General features: G+C 62.3%; 15 protein-coding genes and 2 pseudogenes. 15 read left to right on the forward strand and 2 right to left on the reverse strand.

The genetic code is table 11. The features are described 5' to 3' along the window. Positions 1 to 289: pseudogene (locus G524_RS0111680) on the reverse strand (transposase); the annotation flags it as partial. Positions 290 to 422: 133 nt separating this feature from the next. Between G524_RS0111680 and G524_RS0111685 the strand changes: the two are divergent. From G524_RS0111685 to G524_RS17245, 15 genes and pseudogenes are all read left to right on the forward strand, one after another. Continuing rightward, positions 423 to 1,535: an inositol-3-phosphate synthase gene (locus G524_RS0111685; RefSeq protein WP_027443871.1), complete on the forward strand. Its 1,113-nt coding sequence runs from the start codon at positions 423 to 425 to the stop codon at positions 1,533 to 1,535. 50 nt (positions 1,536 to 1,585) lie between these two features. Beyond that, positions 1,586 to 2,344, forward strand: a complete 759-nt coding sequence (locus tag G524_RS15825) for a phosphocholine cytidylyltransferase family protein (protein WP_051221188.1) — start codon at positions 1,586 to 1,588, stop codon at positions 2,342 to 2,344. After that, entirely contained in the window at positions 2,341 to 3,597 is a 1,257-nt protein-coding gene (locus G524_RS15830; RefSeq protein WP_051221190.1) for a glycosyltransferase family 4 protein, read from the forward strand. Before G524_RS15825 ends, G524_RS15830 begins: the two co-directional genes overlap by 4 nt. Next, entirely contained in the window at positions 3,594 to 4,766 is a 1,173-nt protein-coding gene (locus tag G524_RS0111700) for a KpsE/RkpR family capsule polysaccharide export protein (protein WP_245561362.1), read from the forward strand. The genes G524_RS15830 and G524_RS0111700 overlap by 4 nt, the downstream gene beginning before the upstream one ends. Positions 4,767 to 4,768: 2 nt before the next feature. Further along, a complete protein-coding gene (locus G524_RS0111705) occupies positions 4,769 to 5,566 on the forward strand; it encodes an ABC transporter permease (protein WP_027443873.1) in 798 nt (265 codons plus the stop codon). Further along, on the forward strand, positions 5,563 to 6,978 hold the full coding sequence (locus G524_RS17380; protein WP_084625168.1) for an ATP-binding cassette domain-containing protein: 1,416 nt from the start codon (positions 5,563 to 5,565) through the stop codon (positions 6,976 to 6,978). The genes G524_RS0111705 and G524_RS17380 overlap by 4 nt, the downstream gene beginning before the upstream one ends. Further along, positions 6,975 to 7,826: an FkbM family methyltransferase gene (locus G524_RS16380; protein ID WP_084625169.1), complete on the forward strand. Its 852-nt coding sequence runs from the start codon at positions 6,975 to 6,977 to the stop codon at positions 7,824 to 7,826. The genes G524_RS17380 and G524_RS16380 overlap by 4 nt, the downstream gene beginning before the upstream one ends. Before the next feature lie 38 nt (positions 7,827 to 7,864). Next, complete coding sequence (locus G524_RS0111720) at positions 7,865 to 8,524, forward strand: hypothetical protein (protein ID WP_027443874.1); 660 nt, start codon at positions 7,865 to 7,867, stop codon at positions 8,522 to 8,524. After that, positions 8,521 to 10,770 carry a glycosyltransferase gene (locus tag G524_RS16385; RefSeq protein ID WP_051221193.1) on the forward strand — a complete coding sequence of 750 codons (2,250 nt, stop codon included), beginning with the start codon at positions 8,521 to 8,523 and terminating at the stop codon, positions 10,768 to 10,770. Before G524_RS0111720 ends, G524_RS16385 begins: the two co-directional genes overlap by 4 nt. Beyond that, positions 10,760 to 11,149 carry a hypothetical protein gene (locus G524_RS15850; protein ID WP_036857886.1) on the forward strand — a complete coding sequence of 130 codons (390 nt, stop codon included), beginning with the start codon at positions 10,760 to 10,762 and terminating at the stop codon, positions 11,147 to 11,149. Before G524_RS16385 ends, G524_RS15850 begins: the two co-directional genes overlap by 11 nt. 49 nt (positions 11,150 to 11,198) lie before the next feature. Beyond that, entirely contained in the window at positions 11,199 to 12,035 is an 837-nt protein-coding gene (locus G524_RS0111735; RefSeq protein ID WP_156894084.1) for a glycosyltransferase family protein, read from the forward strand. Beyond that, a complete protein-coding gene (locus G524_RS16875) occupies positions 12,028 to 12,321 on the forward strand; it encodes a hypothetical protein (RefSeq protein WP_156894085.1) in 294 nt (97 codons plus the stop codon). Before G524_RS0111735 ends, G524_RS16875 begins: the two co-directional genes overlap by 8 nt. Positions 12,322 to 12,397: 76 nt before the next feature. Next, positions 12,398 to 13,708: a glycosyltransferase family 4 protein gene (locus G524_RS0111740; protein WP_027443876.1), complete on the forward strand. Its 1,311-nt coding sequence runs from the start codon at positions 12,398 to 12,400 to the stop codon at positions 13,706 to 13,708. 250 nt (positions 13,709 to 13,958) lie between these two features. After that, positions 13,959 to 15,071, forward strand: a complete 1,113-nt coding sequence (locus G524_RS0111745; protein WP_169447849.1) for a polysaccharide biosynthesis/export family protein — start codon at positions 13,959 to 13,961, stop codon at positions 15,069 to 15,071. A gap of 141 nt (positions 15,072 to 15,212) precedes the next feature. Next, positions 15,213 to 15,726 (forward strand): annotated as a pseudogene (locus tag G524_RS17245) (transposase); the annotation flags it as partial. 31 nt (positions 15,727 to 15,757) lie between these two features. On the opposite strand, the gene G524_RS15860 reads toward G524_RS17245, so the two are convergent. Further along, positions 15,758 to 16,071: plasmid pRiA4b ORF-3 family protein (locus G524_RS15860; protein WP_036857888.1), on the reverse strand; the 314-nt coding region annotated here is incomplete at its 5' end.

The following is a 16,071-nucleotide window of genomic DNA, read 5'->3' on the forward strand; positions in this document are numbered from 1 at the left end:
CCACCGACAAGCGCATCGGCCTGCCGACAGAGTTCCTCCTCCAGTGGCGCGCTGTCCCACAGGGCACCACCGATAAAATGGTGCAGCTGATCATAGCCGATCCCCGGCGCACGCATCGCCATCGGCTGCACACTCTTGCGGTCACCAGGGCCGATCAACCCCTCAACATAGGCCGGGCACATCCGCGCCCTGCGCCGATCGCCCAACATCCTCACAAAGGGCGCAAGCCACTCCGTCAGCTCATCCCGCCAACCATCCGCCATCGCCAGCCTCCAAAAGCTGGCACCATATGAATCACCATAAGCGACTCTTGGGAATCCAGAAAATGCACTTCTGCCAAAGTAGTGCTAGGCTCAAGGATTGCTTGGTTTGCATTGAAGGGTTATCCCAGCATTGGAGGGTTATAAAGAACGGGATTCGATATGAAGAACGGGATTCGAGTGGCAATAGTAGGTGTCGGTAATTGCGCCAGTGCTCTGGTGCAAGGCACAGCTTATTATCGTCGTACCGGCGATGTGACCGGCCTCATCCACTTGGACATCGGCCCCTACCGTCCCGGCGATGTCGAATTCGTACTCGGCATTGATGTCGACGCCCGCAAGGTCGGCCTCCCGCTCGCCGAGGCGATCTTCGCCGCCCCCAACAACACTCAGGCGTTCGAACGAGATTTGCCGCCCACCGAGGCGCGGGTAATCATGGGCCGTATCCTCGACGGGGTGGCCCCGCATATGACCCAGGCAGGCGAGCGCGGGTTTCAGCCCGCCGATCTGCCGCAGCCGGGCAAGTCCGATATTGTCGCCGCGCTTCGGCAGGAACGGGTCGACGTGCTGATCAACTTCCTGCCTGTTGGGTCGCAGGCGGCAAGCGAGTTCTACATGGACTGCGCGCTCGAAGCCGGGGTTGGCGTGGTCAATGCCATTCCCGTTTTCATCGCCAGCGATCCCGCATGGGAAGCGCGCTTCCGTCAGCGCGGCTTGCCGATCGTGGGCGACGACATCAAGGCACAGGTCGGTGCGACAATCATCCACCGGATGCTCTCCAGCCTGTTCTCGGCCCGCGGGGTCACGGTGGAGCGAACCTACCAGCTCAACACCGGCGGCAATACCGACTTCATGAACATGCTCGATGCCGGTCGGCTGACCCGCAAGAAGCTGTCCAAGACCGAGGCGGTGCAAGCCGCCCTCGCGCAGCGGCTGGAGGACGAGAACATCCGCGTCGGTCCGTCGGAATATGTGCCATGGCAGAAGGACAACAAGATCGCTTTCATGCGGATTGAAGGCACCGGCTGGGGCCGGGTGCCGATGAACCTCGAACTGCGCCTTTCGGTCGAGGACAGCCCCAACGCCGCGGCCTGCGCGATGGATGCGATCCGTTTCTGCAAGCTCGCCCGCGATCGCGGCGAGGGCGGCGCGCTGATCGCTGAAAGCGCCTATTTCTGCAAGCATCCGCCCCAGCAAATGGCCGAGGAGGCCGCGCTCTGTCTGCTCGCGTCGCGGGCCCTGCCCCATCTGCCGCAGCTTGACGCCGCCGAATAACCCATGACCTCGCCAACCTGTCCCGCTCAACCTCTCCTGCCAAGCCGCTGATGAATGCGCTGATCCTTGCCGCCGGGTATGGCAGCCGCATCGCAGCCCTTGCCGTGCCCAAGCCGCTGGTACCGGTTGCAGGCATATGTTTGCTGGAATGGTCGGTGCAGCAGGCGTCGCTTGCGGGCATCACCCACGCGGTGGTAGTGACCGGCCACCGCGCCGCCGAGGTCGAGGCGCGTCTGGAGGGCATCGCCGATCGCACCGGCGTGAGCATTGAAGCCTGCCGGATCGCCGATTGGTCGCGCCCCAACGGCCATTCGGTGTTGGCGGGCGCGGCGCGGATCGAAGGCAATTATTTGCTGATGATGGCCGATCACATCTTCGCCGACGGGTTGTTGCAACAGCTGGTCAAGGACATGGGCCGCACTCGCGGCGCGGCGCTGGCGATTGATCGCGACGTGACGGGGCCGACTATCGATCCTGAAGATGCCACCTGGGTGCGCTGCCACGCCAATGGCCGGATCGCACGGATAGGCAAGCATCTCACCCGCTTTGACGCGGTCGATTGCGGCGCCTTTATCGCCACCCCCGATCTCGCCGAAGCGATTGCCGAAGCGGTGGGTGAAGGCGCGGCGGGAAGCCTTTCTGAAGGCATGCAGCGCCTTGCCGATCGCGGTCTGGCGGACACGGTCGATGTCACCGGCCAATGGTGGATTGATGTCGACGATCCGGCAATGCTCGCGCTCGCAGAAAGCATGGCGCCTGCGTTCCTTCCGCTGGCTAAGCCGACGGCACCCTCCACGGTGGTACCATGAGTATCGAGCGGCCCTTCCTGCTCGATTGCACGCGCATGGTCGCGCAGCGCTGGTTGGGCTTGACGCCGACCGGAATCGATCGGGTCTGCGATGCCTATCGCGCCCATTTCGCGTCGCGTGCGCAGGCGGTGGTGCAGTTGCGCGGGCGCGCACGCGTGCTCGACCGCGACCAGTCGGATAGCCTGTTCGCCATGCTTGAAGCTCCACACAGTGCCTTTCGCAGGCGCTTTGTGGGGCTGGCGGCGGTGATCGGGACAGCCGGTCGCGCTCGCGCCGATGCGTACGGCGCGATCTATCTTAATGTTTCGCACACCGATTTCGATCTCGACCGCCATTTCGACTGGGTCCAGGCCAGCGGCGTACGCTCGGTCTATCTTGTCCATGACCTCATTCCGATCGAGCATCCGCACTTCACCACACCGCACAAGACCCGCCGTCATGCCGGTCGGGTCCGCCGCGCGCTCGAGGCAGCAAGCGGCATCATCGCCAATTCGCACACCACTGCGCGCGCACTCGATGCCTATATTCGCACCCGCGGTCTTGCCCCGCCGCCGATTCTCTGCGCCCCGCTGGGCGCGCCGGAACTGCCTTCGGTGCACCCGGCGACGGCGCGGCATCGGCAGCGGGCGACCTTCGTTTGTGTTGGCACAATCGAACCGCGCAAGAACCACATGCTGCTGCTCGATATCTGGGACAGGTTGATTGCTCGAGACGGCGAAGCCGCGCCGCGACTGACCCTGATCGGACGCTGGGGCACGGGATCTCAGGACGTGCGGCGGCGCTATCTCGCTGATCGACGGCTGCGACGCTTCGTGCAGGTGATCGGCGACTGCTCAGATGTGGGGATCGTGCGACACTTGTGCTCTGCCACCGCGCTGCTCGCCCCGTCGTTGGCGGAGGGTTTCGGCCTGCCCGTGGTCGAGGCGCTGGGGTTAGGCGTACCGGTCATCGCCAGCGATATTCCCGCGTTCCGCGAAGTCGGTGCAGGCATCCCGACTTTTGTAAATTCTGCTGCGACTGAGGCGTGGATCGGGCGGATCGACGAATTTTGCGCCAATGGCCCTGAGCGGAGGCGCCAGCTGGCTGCGTTGGACTCCTATCGTGCGCCCGACTGGCGCGATCACTTCAGGCTGGTCGAGGACTGGTTGGCCGATCTTCCCTATGCCGGCGCGGTGGCAGGGCTGCTGCGCGCTGCTGCCGGAACCCATGCCGCGCAGGGCGCATACCGCCTGCGCGCAGGAGCGATGCAATGAGCCGGATGGACCCGATTGCCGATCCGCGGCGCGTGGATATCCCGGGGGAGGATGCCACTGCCGCGCGACACAGCCTGCTGGGGCGGCTGAAGGCCATTAACCCGCTTTTTGCGGTGCTGGTGATTTTACCGACCTTCATCGCCAGCCTGTATTTCGGCCTCTTCGCCAGCGACGTTTATGTGTCGGAAAGTCGCTTCATCGTGCGTAGCCCCTCGAAACCCAATTTGTCGCCGCTGGGCGTGGTGCTGAGTGGCGGGAGCCTGGTCGGCGCCAGCGAGGAAAGCGAAGCGGTGAGCGAATTCCTCAAATCCCGGCAGGCTTTGGCGGCGGTCAACGCGGACGGCTACGCCGAGCGCGCTTGGGGCAATACTTCGATCTTCTGGTTTGACCGTTTCGGCGTATTGGGGGCGGATACCAGCGAGGATCTGTTCGAATTTTATCGCGACATGGTAGCGGCCGAGGAGTCACCAGGCACAGCGGTGACCGTGCTGACCGTGCGATCCTTCGATCCCCGAAGCGCGCAGGCAATCAACCGGCGGCTGCTCGAAAAGTCTGAAGAGCTGGTCAACGCCCTGTCTAGCCGTGCACGGCGTGATGCCATCGCCTTTGCCGAAGCCGAACTCGCTCGCGCGCGCTCTCAGGCACAGACGGCGGCGCTGGCACTTGCCAACTTCCGGAATAGTGAGGGCGTGATCGATCCGGAACTGCAGGTCAGCGCCGGACTGCAAATGATCTCCAAGCTTCAGGACCAGTTGATTGCAGCGCAAACCCAGCTGTTGCAGATGCAGACTTATACTCCGGAAGCCTCGCAGATCCCTTACCTGCGCACTCAGGTCCGGAACCTCGAACGCGAGATTGCCGAGCAGACCGCAAAGCTGGCCGGCGGGCGCGGTTCCCTATCATCCGCCTCTGCGCGTTATCAGGATCTAAAGCTCGCTTCAGAATATGCCGAAAGGCAGCTTACCACCTCGCTGTCCGCCTATCAGGAGGCGCAGGCTGAGGCGCGTCGCAAGCAGGCCTATGTCGAACGGATTTCAGAGCCGAGCCTGCCTGATGATGCTGCCTTTCCGCGCCGGTTACGCAACATCCTCGCCACCTTCGTGCTAGGCTTGCTGGCCTGGGGCGTCGCCTCGATGCTGCTGGTTGGCATCCGCGAACACAGGGACTAGGCATGGCCAGCATCGTGCAGCCTTCGCTCGTAAACAGTCTCAAGGTTCAGCGCCGGGTGCTGGCAGCGCTGTTGGTGCGCGAATTGCTGACGCGTTACGGGCGGCACAATATCGGCTTCCTGTGGCTGTTCGTCGAACCGATGATGTTCACGCTCGGCGTGACAGCGCTGTGGACCGCCACCAAGTCGGTCCACGGCAGTGACCTTCCGATCGTCGCCTTCGCGTTGACCGGCTATTCCAGCGTGCTGTTGTGGCGAAACATGCCCGGACGCTGCATCGGTGCGCTGGAGGGCAATCTATCGCTCATGTACCACCGCAATATCCGCGCGCTGGACATCTACATCGCGCGGATCATGATCGAGTTTTCCGGCGCGACGATCTCGTTCTTCACGCTTTCGCTGGTGTTCATCCTGAGCGGCTGGCTTGAACCGCCGGAAGATTTCCTGAAGGTCGCCGCAGGCTGGATGATGATTGCATGGTTCGGCGCTGTGCTGGCGATCACCCTTGGCGCGCTGAGCCACGAATATGAACTGGTCGATAAGTTCTGGCACCCGATGTCCTACCTGATGTTTCCCCTGTCGGGTGCTGCCTTCCTCGTGTCGGCCCTGCCGCCCTTCGCGCGGGAAATCGTTCTTTATATCCCGATGGTTCACGGGGTGGAAATGATCCGCGAGGGATTCTTTGGCTCCAAGGTTCAGGCGATTTACAATCCCGGCTATGTGCTGGTGTGTTCGCTCGTGCTGTCGGTCGCCGCGCTGATCGTGGTGCGCTGGGTGGAAAAACGACTGACCCCGCAATGATCACTGTCGAAAATATCACCAAGGTTTACCGCACCCGCACCGGGCCGAAGCGTGTGCTGGACGATATCAGCTTTACGCTCGCCAAGGGCGAACGGCTCGGGGTGCTGGGCCGCAACGGTGCGGGCAAGTCCACCTTGATCCGGCTGGTCAGTGGTGCCGAGCGACCGACGGCGGGCCGGATCACGCGCGGGATGTCGGTGTCGTGGCCGTTGGCCTTCGGCGGGGCGTTTCAGGCGCAGCTCACCGGGGTCGACAATGTTCGCTTCATCAGTCGGCTCTACGCCCAGGATCCGGAGCACAACCTCGCGTTCGTCGAGGAATTCGCCGAACTCGGGCAGTATCTGCGCGAGCCGGTGATGACCTATTCCTCGGGGATGCGGGCTCGGCTTGCTTTCGCGATCTCGATGATAATCGAGTTCGACTGCTTCCTGATCGACGAGATCGCCGCGGTCGGCGATGCACGCTTCCACGAGCGTTGCAATTACGAGTTGTTCGACAAGCGCGGTGATCGTGCGATGATGATTATCTCGCATGACCCTGGCTATCTGCGCGATCATTGCAATCGCTGGGCAGTGATTGATTCCGGACGGATGGCCACGTTCGACGATTTCGAAACCGCCCATGACCATTTCCTCGCGCAAATGCGGGTGGGCAAAGGCCTGCGGGCCGTGGCCCAGCCATTCTCGCGCCGGTTGACCGCGATCGACTCGCTGCGCCGCGTCGCGCACGAGGACGAGCATTTCATGGCTCTCGTGCGGCAGGCCGACGCCGCGCGTGACCGGCATGACTGGGCTGCGGCCGAAGCAGGTTATGCCGCCGCGCTCACCCTCCATCCCTACGAACGCAGCTACTGGGTGCAGTTCGGCCATGTCGCGCGCGAACAGGGGCGGCTCGTGCGGGCCGAGATCGCCTATCGTACTGCCTGCGCCTTCGGGGAACCGGTGCGGGCGCTGGCGCCTTTCATCGCTGCGGTCGAGCGGACCGGCAACGCGGTTCCTTCGGTACCTGTCGCTTCGCCGGACGGCGGAGAGACACGACGGCAGCCGCCGGGCTACACTGATCTTGCGCTGCTGTCGGCGCTCGCCGGCTGCGGGCCGCTGAGCGACGATGCGGCCCTTGCACTGCTGCGTGCAGGGCACAGTATGGAAGACGTCCTGGCGATGATGCTGGCCGAGCAGAACAGCGATGCGAAACCGGCTGCATTGCCCGAAGCCATTGCCGTCGTTCCGGGCGATGCCGCAGCGCGCCGCGAGTGGCGCGAGGATCTCGTCCGGCTCGCGGGTGCGAGGCAGGAAGCGTTCGACGTTGCACTCGAGCAGGGCGAGCAGCCACTTGCTGCCCTGCGCCGCGCCGGCGGGTTCGCTGGCTGGTCGTTGCCGGCATTAACATCAGCAGAGGTGACAAGCGCATGAGCCAACTCCGATCGCTGCTTCTCAGACAGAGCAGACCAGCTGCCGAAGAATTTTTTATCGCGCGCACTCGCAGCCAGTATCTTGGCAAAGGCACCCTGCTGTGCCGGGTGCTCGGTGGGCTGAAGCTGTTCGTTATCGGTGATGATGTCGGCTTCTCGCCGCATATGATCTTTGAAGGATATTGGGAGTTCTGGCTCACCCGCCACTTTGCCGAAGCGATCCAGCCCGGCAATACGGTAATCGATATCGGCGCGAACCTCGGCTATTATACCGTCCTCGCCGCCGACCTTGTCGGTCCGGAAGGCCGGGTGGTGGCGATCGAACCCAATCCCGAGGTATTCCGCTGTCTTTCAGCCAGTGTTGCCGTCAACGGCTTTGAAGGTCGCATTGATGCACGCAATGTCGCGCTGGCCGGGCCGGGAGAGATCGGCAAACGGGCCTTCTTCGTCCCTACGGGCGAGCCGAAGAACGGTCGGTTTATCGACGCGAAGGAAAATCCCGAATGGCTCGCCGCCCACGGCAGTATCAGCGAGGTGGAGCTGGGCCGTATCGATCCTGACAGCTTCGCGCGGGTCGATTTCATCAAGATCGACGTCGAAGGCGCGGAACTCGCGGTGCTCGAACATCTGCATCCGGTGCTGGAGAAATTCCACCCCAAGGTCGTGTGCGAAGTGAACTTCAAACGCGGATATAGTTGGGATGATGTCGTGGCCGCCTTCGGTACAGGTGAAATCGGTTTCCTCGATTTCGACAGCACCGTGAAGCCGCTGACCCGTGAAATGGCCGAGACCCAGCGTTTGGGCGAGGATTGGTTGGTGTGTGTTGATTTTGCCCGTGTCGAGGGTTGAGCCGTAGTTGATTCACGAGTTGGTCGTAAAGACATTTTATGAAAAAGGGGGGCAAGGAGATGTTCAATATCCCAAGGCGTGGTGCAGCACAGGCTGATGCCACTGATGCAAGGGCAGCGAGGGTGCTGACGATCTCATGCAACAGCCGCCTTGAGCTTATCGAAACTTCGCAGGTAGCGGCACTGACAGACCCGCGCTTCCGCGAGTTTGTCGAACGCGGCGACCGGGCACGCGACCAGCGCAACTGGATCGAAGCAGAGGCTGCCTATGCCGCTGCACTTAATCTCTACCCATATGAAAGGAGCTACTGGGTCCAGCTGGGGCACATGGCGAAGGAGCAGGAACGCTTCGTCGCCGCCGAGATCGCCTACCGCACGGCGTGCGCGCTGGGCGCGGCGCCGCAGGATGTGGATACGCATCTGCGCTTCGTGCTGGCGCGGCAGTGGATTCCCGAACATCGCCATCCGATCCGGCATTTCGAGGCCGGACCGCAGCCCCGCCAAGTGCCGGGCCGGCCGGATGTGCTCGCCTACGCCCGTATGTTGTGGGGCGCGTCAGGCATGGACGACGATGATCTTGTAAGCTTCCTTCGGCGCTACAGCACCATTGACGAATTGGTGGCAGCAATGATCCGAGACGCCCGCTTCGAACGCGCTAATCGGCCTTGGCTTGAATTGGTTCGAGAGGAAGAGTTGTGACCCAATTTCTTTCCGATGAAAAATCGCCGCCGGTTTCGGTGGTGATCAACACTCTCAACCGAGCCGACCTCCTCGATGATGCGATCACCGGTGTGATGCAACTCGACTATCCAAAGTTCGAGCTGGTGGTGGTCAACGGCCCGTCGACCGACCATTCGGAAGACGTGCTGGCGCGCTGGCGGGGACGGATCAAGCACCTGCGCTGCGACGTGCCTAACCTGTCCGTCTCACGCAATGTCGGGATCGCAGGTGCGGCGGGAGAGATCGTCGCCTTTCTCGACGACGATGCGGTGCCGCATCCCCACTGGCTGCGTTATCTGGTTCGCAATTTCGCCGATCCTGCGATCGGCGGGGTGGGCGGCTTTACGGTGGATAATACCGGGGTTCGCTGGCAGGTACGCAAGACGGTATGCGACCGGTTTGGCAATGCCCATTTCCCGGCGGACTCCTTTGACGAACGGGTGCTCAACTGGCCAGGCACCCCGCTCTATCCCAGCCTGCTGGGCACCAATTCCAGCTTCCGCATGGCGGCGCTGCGCGAGATCGGCGGGTTCGATCACACCTTCGCCTATCTGCTGGACGAGACCGATGTCTGCCTTCGGATGGTCGATGCCGGGTGGAAAGTGGTCTACGAACCGGCGGCGCTGATCTTCCACCAGTTCGCCGCCAGCCACATCCGCTCCAGCACGCGCAAGCCCAAAACGCTCTATCCGTCGGTGGTCAGCAAGACCTATTTCATCAATCACCACGGTCGCACCGAAGGCTATGGCAAGGTCGCGCAAGCGCTGCAGGATTATCGCGCCGAATTGCTGCGCGCCAACGCCTGGCTCGAGGAACATGGCGAGATTTCCTCGCACCATCGCCGGGCGCTCGACAGTGACGTGGAGGCCGGGATCGAGGCGGGGATGGAAGCGAGCAGCCGCGCGCGGCTCGAACGCAAGACCCGCGGAGACATGGTGCCCGACTCCGCGCCAGGTGCATTCCTTGCTTCCGAGGGGCGGCGCCCGTTGCGGGTGGTGCTGGTCTCTCAGGGTCTGCCGCCCGACAACGAGGCGGGGATCGCCCGCTGGACGATGCTGCTCGCCGAAGGGCTGCGCGACGCAGGCGTGGCGGTCCACATCATCACCCGTGCCCGCGATCTGCCCAGCCGCCGTTTTGTCGACGGCATCTGGTTCCACCGTATTGCCGCAGCGCCGGAGGACGCGGACGCACTCGCCGCGAACTATCGTGTGCCGCGCAGCGGAGTGGCCGACTGGATGGCCGGAGTGATGCGTGAAATTGCGTTCCTCAAGACCTTTGGGATCGATCTGGTGTCCTTCCCGATCTGGGATCTCGAGGCATTGCCGGTGCTCGACGATCCCGAGGTGACGAGCGTGCTGAGCCTGCACACGACCTACGCCCTGGCCCGACCGTTCAAGCCCGAATGGACCTCACGCATCATCTACGGGCGCAGCTTTGTCGAGCCGATGATCGAGGCTGAGCGGGCAGCGCTGGAACGCGCGCCGCATATCCTGGCCAACAGCCGCGCGGTCATCGATCAGATCGAAAGCGAATATGGCGTAGCACTTGGCGATCGGGTGCGGATCGTCCCACATGGAACTCCGGATATACTTGCCCGACTGGGTGTCACGCTTGAGGACAAGCTGACCCGCCAGAGCAATGGCGAGCCGCTACGCGTGCTGTTTGCCGGACGGTTTGAGCTGCGCAAGGGCTATGATCTGGCGCTGAGGGTCGCAGCGCAGCTGCGCGGCGATTCGCGCTTTTGCTTCGATTTCGCCGGAGCGACGCCCGATACCGCCTTACTTGAGCGGATCAAGTCGGAGCACGGCATTGATGCCCCTCGCGATCCGTCTGTGCACTTTCATGGCGAGGTCGATCGGGCTACGCTTGAACGGCTCTATTACAAGGCAGACCTTGTGATGATGCCGAGCCGGTTCGAATCCTTCGGCCTCGTTGCGATCGAGGCGATGTCTGCCGCCACGCCGGTGCTGGCACTGGCGCAAGGCGGGCTGGCCGAGGTGGTAGAAGAGGGCGTCTCGGGCTTCCTTTTCGACGATGACGAAGCTTTCGTGAACGGAGCGGTGCAGCGGCTTGGCGCGCTGGCGGGTGACCGTGCGGCGCTCGGTCGACTTGCGGAGACCAGCCATGCCGTCTTCCTCGCCCGCTACTCCGAGGCAGTGATGGCCCGCGACGTGGCCGATTTCTACCGAAGCATCCTTGCAGCATCAGGAAGCGATGATGATTGACCCTAACTGGTTCGCCCAAGCGGCGATGATGGCCGACGTTTCTCTTAAGGAAGAAGAACCTGAACGCTTCTCGCAGGAACTGGGTGACGAGCGCGAACTGCTTCCTTGGCTGCTGATAGTCCGCAAGGGTTTTACCGACTGGCCCGAAACGCGCGCGGCGCTGGCGGAGGCGGCAAAGTCGGTGATTCGCCCGCGATCATTGGCACAGCAGGTCCGATGCAGCGCAATGACCGAGGAGCGCGAGGCATGCAAGCAAGCCCAATTGCGCGCAATCAACGTGAGCCAGGAAAACGACCGCTGGGCAGTGGATGAGACGATCGGTTATCGCCAGCGCTTCTCGCACCGCCCGCAGCCCAATGATTTCATCGCGACGAGTTGAAACTTCCGGGGCCAAACTGCGCCCTACTGACAAGCTTATCGAGAACCGCGTGCCGAGCATCATCAATTATCACCGGGTCAACACAAAGAACATCGGCGACCTGATGTGCGCGCCGACCCTGTGGTTTCCTGAACTGGCCGAGGCTGGACGAGAGGAAATACTCGGCTTCAAGCGAGACGAGAGTCCGTCACTGGAGGCAGTGGCTGGGTGGAAGGAGCGGCTGAGCCATGCCGAATTGCTGATTGTCGGCGGGGGCGGCCTGCTGGAGATCGATTTCTTCCGGCGCGGCCTGCAATTCCTCGCCGAGAACCGAAAGCCGGAAAGCCGCTTCGTATTGTGGGGGGCAGGACATAACAACTGGCAGGTTGGGGATTGGCGTAAGCTCAAGCAGGGACTCGATCTCGGCGGGTATGGCTTCGACCTCATCGGCGTGCGCGATTTCGGTTGCGGCTACGACTGGGTGCCCTGTGCTTCCTGCATGGCTCCCGAACTCGACCAACCGCCGGAGCCGGTGTTCGATGTGGTGATGTATGCCCACACCGGCACGCTGACTAATTCGGCCCGCGCCGCGACACTGCCCGCCGGGATACCGATGCTCGATAATTCGGCGCCTTTCGAACAGGTCATCCCCTTTCTCGCCAGCGGCGATCTGGTGCTGACCGACAGTTTCCATGGGATGTACTGGGCCACTCTGATAGGTCGGCGGGTGATCGCCTTTCCTTCGTCCTCCAAGTTCTACAGCATGAAGCACCCTGTGCCGCTGTGCGATCCGAGCGACTGGCAACGTTTCGAGCCGCTGGCCCGGCGCTATCCCGAAGCACTGGAGGAATGTCGCGCCAGTAACCGCGCGTTTGCCGACAAGGTGATGGGCCTGCTGCATGGCTAGACTGCTGATCGACGCCTACAACATCGCCCGCCCGCACGGCACCGGGGTGGCGACCTATGCTCGTATTGGGGCGCTCACGGTTCCAGGTGTGACAGGGCCGCGACCTTATATCGTGCAAGCAGGCGGGTCCGAGAGCGAGCGCTTTGCCGGACCAAATGAAGACTTCAGGCTACTGAAGGAGCACGGCCCAGTTTGTCAAGTTGCACCGGCCCGAATTGATCCCATCGATCTCGAGCAGGTAGATTTATCAAGATCGGCGCCGAAGAAGATGATCTCAATGTGCTGAGCATCTGTAAACAGTGAACGACAGTATAAGAACACAAATGTTTTTGCAAATTATTTTATATATTTAAGAAACGTTTATGGGGCGAATACTTATTGATGGGTACAACTTGGGGCTTGAAAAGGGCACGGGGGTTGCAACCTATGCGCGCAACCTCAGCTACGAGATCGCCAATCTCGGGCACGAGGTGCAAGTGCTCTACGGTAACAATGCCAGCGCCACCCGCAATGATCTGCTGCGCGAGATCTACTTCTTCGATTCCGCCGTGGACGAGCGGATCAAGTGGCTCGAAATGCTCGATCGCGCCTATCAGGCGGTGCAGGGGCCGCTGGCGGTGGGCGCGCGCCCTATCCCGGTGACGGGCAAAGTCATCACCCGCACCTTCCAGTCGCGACTGCCGAAATTCGACCGGCTCTATAACGCGCCGGACGTGTTTTCGCGCGCGCAGGCGGTCTACCGGCTGTGGAAGCTCATGCTGGCGGTCCGTCTGCCGCACAAGCCCGATCTGGCGCACTGGACCTATCCCATGCCCATCAAGGTGCGCGGCCGGCCGAACATCTACACCCTGCACGATGTCGTGCCGCTGCGCCTGCCCTACACCACGCTCGACCAGAAGCGGCATTACTTCCGCCTGATGAAGAAGCTCGGCCGCAGCGCCGATCACATCGTCACCGTTTCGGAAAGCTCGAAGCGGGATCTGATCAATCTCGTCGGCATCCCGGCGGAACGGATCACCAACACCTACCAGTCGGTCAGCATCCCCGACAAATACCGCTTCAAGCCCGAAGACCAGGTCGCGCGCGAGGTCGAGGGGCTGACGGGCTTCGATTACAAGGGCTATTTCCTGTTCTGGGGCTCGCTCGAGCCTAAGAAGAACATCGGCCGGCTGATCGAGGCCTACCTCTCCTCGCAGGTCGAAACCCCGCTGGTGATCGTCGGCGCGCAGGCGTGGAAGTCGGAACAGGAATTGAAGTTGCTGGGCGAGACGGGCACGGTCTACGGCAGCCTCGAACGCCGCCGCGGCGCACGCAAGCGGATCATCCAGATGCCCTATGCCCCCTTCCCGCTGCTCGTCAGCCTGATCCGTGGGGCCAAGGTGGCGATGTTCCCCTCGCTCTATGAAGGCTTCGGCCTGCCGGTGCTGGAGGCGATGCTGCTGGGGACCCCGGTGATCTGTTCCAACACCTCTTCACTGCCCGAAGTGGCCGGCGATGCGGCGCTGATGGTCGATCCCTATGACACCCAGGCGATCACCCAGGCCATCCGCACGATGGATGCCGATGCGGGCCTGCGCGAGCATTACGCCGCAGCCGGACATCGGCAGGCAGAGCTGTTCAGTCCAGAGAGTTACCGCAAACGCCTTAAAGTTGTGTATGACCGCTATCTGTAAATCATCGCTCGCAAGGATCATTGCTATATTTATGTGCAATCTGTTACTTTCACCCTTGTGCGCTTGGCCCGTTGCATCGCCGCTGTAATAGGCTTGGTTGAGGCTTACCCCCTCTCGAACAGCGCCCCAAGGCTACCGCCACATCACCAGGTACGCAAGCTACCAGAGAAGTCAAAACCGCATGATCCGTGAACTGCCTCGCCTTGCCCTTGCTCTCCTGCTGGCCGGAGCGGCCACGGGCTGCACCACCTTGGGTGCGACCGGGCCTTCGTCGGGGCAGGTGCGCAAGATCGACGGCGCTGCCTATGCCGGCGGCCAGATCGCGCTGGTTGATCTCAATCCCGAAACCTGGAGACGGGTCGCAGCCTTCGAGGAATCGCGCAGTCTTGCCCGCAAACTGGGGACAAGCGGTGCAGGCGATCTGTTGATCGGCCCGGGCGACGTTCTCGACATTACCCTGTGGGAAGCTCCGCCCGCGGTACTGTTCGGCGGGGGCGGAGTGATCTCGGGGCTGGATGCCGGAGCACAGAACCGAACGGTGGTGCAGCAGGTGGTCGATGGCTCGGGGGCGATTACCGTGCCCTTCGCCGGGCGCATCGAGGCAGGCGGGCACACCCCCGCCGAGGTCGAGCGGATGATCGTTGCCAGGCTTACCGGTCGTGCCAATGACCCGCAGGCAAGCGTGCGCCTGACGCAGAACGATTCGCGCACTGTCACCGTGCTGGGCGAAGTCGCGCAGAGCCGCCGCGTCCCACTCGGCCCGCGCGGCGAACGTCTGCTTGATATTATCGCCAGCGCGGGCGGCACCCGCGCGCCGGTGCACCAGACGACGGTGCAAGTCAGCCGCAGCGGCACCTCTGCCACGATGCCGCTTGATGCGATCATCGCCGATCCGGCGCAGAATATCCGGATGCTTCCCGAAGACGTGGTGACCGTGCAGCACCAGCCCTATAGTTTCATCGCCTTGGGCGCCGTTGCCCGTAGTGCCGAAATACCTTTCGAGGGTCGCGGTATCTCGCTCGCACAGGCGCTTGCACGGATGGGAGGGCTGCGCGACGATAAGGCCAATATCCGCGGCGTATTTGTATTTCGGCTCGAAGATCCTGACGCGCTCAGCCCGGCCGAGCGCGCCGCCACCCCGGCAATCGATGACGGTCGGATCCCGGTGGTTTACCGGCTCGATCTGTCCGACGCACGCAGCTTTTTCTTGGCGCAGGATTTCATGGTCCGCAATCAGGATGTGGTTTATGTCTCGACCGCACCGGGCGCCGATTTGCGGGAATTTCTCGCCACAGTGACGAACCTCGCGTTTTCTGCCATTTCCATCGGCAACGTCATTTCGCCCAACAACAACGGCAATTAAATCGGACTGCGTAGGTTTGTCGCGCAACGGAAGATTTTATGCGCACCGTACTCGTCATCAGATCAACCGGTGACCTGTGACCTGCCCCCGCTGGCTCCTTCGATTTGATGTAGAGTCTGCCCTGAGCGAAGGAGCAGATGAATAAGGAAAAGTTGTTTTTCCGAGGAGCAGATCATCGGCATGCTCAAGGAGCAGGAGGCTGGGCTGCCGACTGCCGAGGTTTGCCGCAAGCACGGGTTGAGCCCTGCGACCTTCTACAAGCTGAAGGCCAAGTATGGCGGCTTGGAGGTATGTGCCGGGCACGCCTTCGGCTCCGGAGGCGCGGCGCCTGCGATTACTTGAGGAGGAGAACAGCAAGCTCACCCGAAGGGAGGCGCAGCCAACCGCTGCTGGCGGAAAGCGTGCTGGACAATGCGATTCTCAAGGACCTCCTGGGAAAAGTCTGACGACGCCAGGCCAGCGACGGGACGTAGCGCTCGGCGTGATGCGGGATTACCAGATCTCACAGCGCCGGGCCTGCGGGCTGGTTGGCGCCGCCCCCAAGAGCGCAGGCGACGGACATGCCGGGGGCATGGCCCAAAGCCGAGCCAAGCGAGAACGTCTGCCAGACCATGCTGAGATCCGCGAGAAGATGCGCGAGATTGCCGCTCAGCGTATCCATCCGGTGAAGGCCGCACCCGTTTCAGTTAGCGGTCACTGGGTTTGATGATGCGTTTTGCTGCGGCGTTACGACGAGCGGCGATCCGGCCGAGGATGCCGTTGATCGGGAAGACATCGAGTTCGTCTGGATCGTAGTCGTCGAGCCATTCGCTGACATCGGCGTGATCTGGATGGTCCGGATCGTTTCTCGCCTCGAGCATTTCGTAGAACCCCGGGATGCCGCCGCAGTCCTCGGGAGGGCAGTTGCGCTCACCGGCGATGAAACGCGGATATGCCGTGGAGCGATCCCCAGCTCGGACATCCCTGATGATCAAACTGTGTTCCCAGTAATCGCCGAAAT

This window comes from Erythrobacter cryptus DSM 12079 (assembly GCF_000422985.1).
In the GTDB taxonomy this organism is placed as follows: domain Bacteria; phylum Pseudomonadota; class Alphaproteobacteria; order Sphingomonadales; family Sphingomonadaceae; genus Erythrobacter; species Erythrobacter cryptus.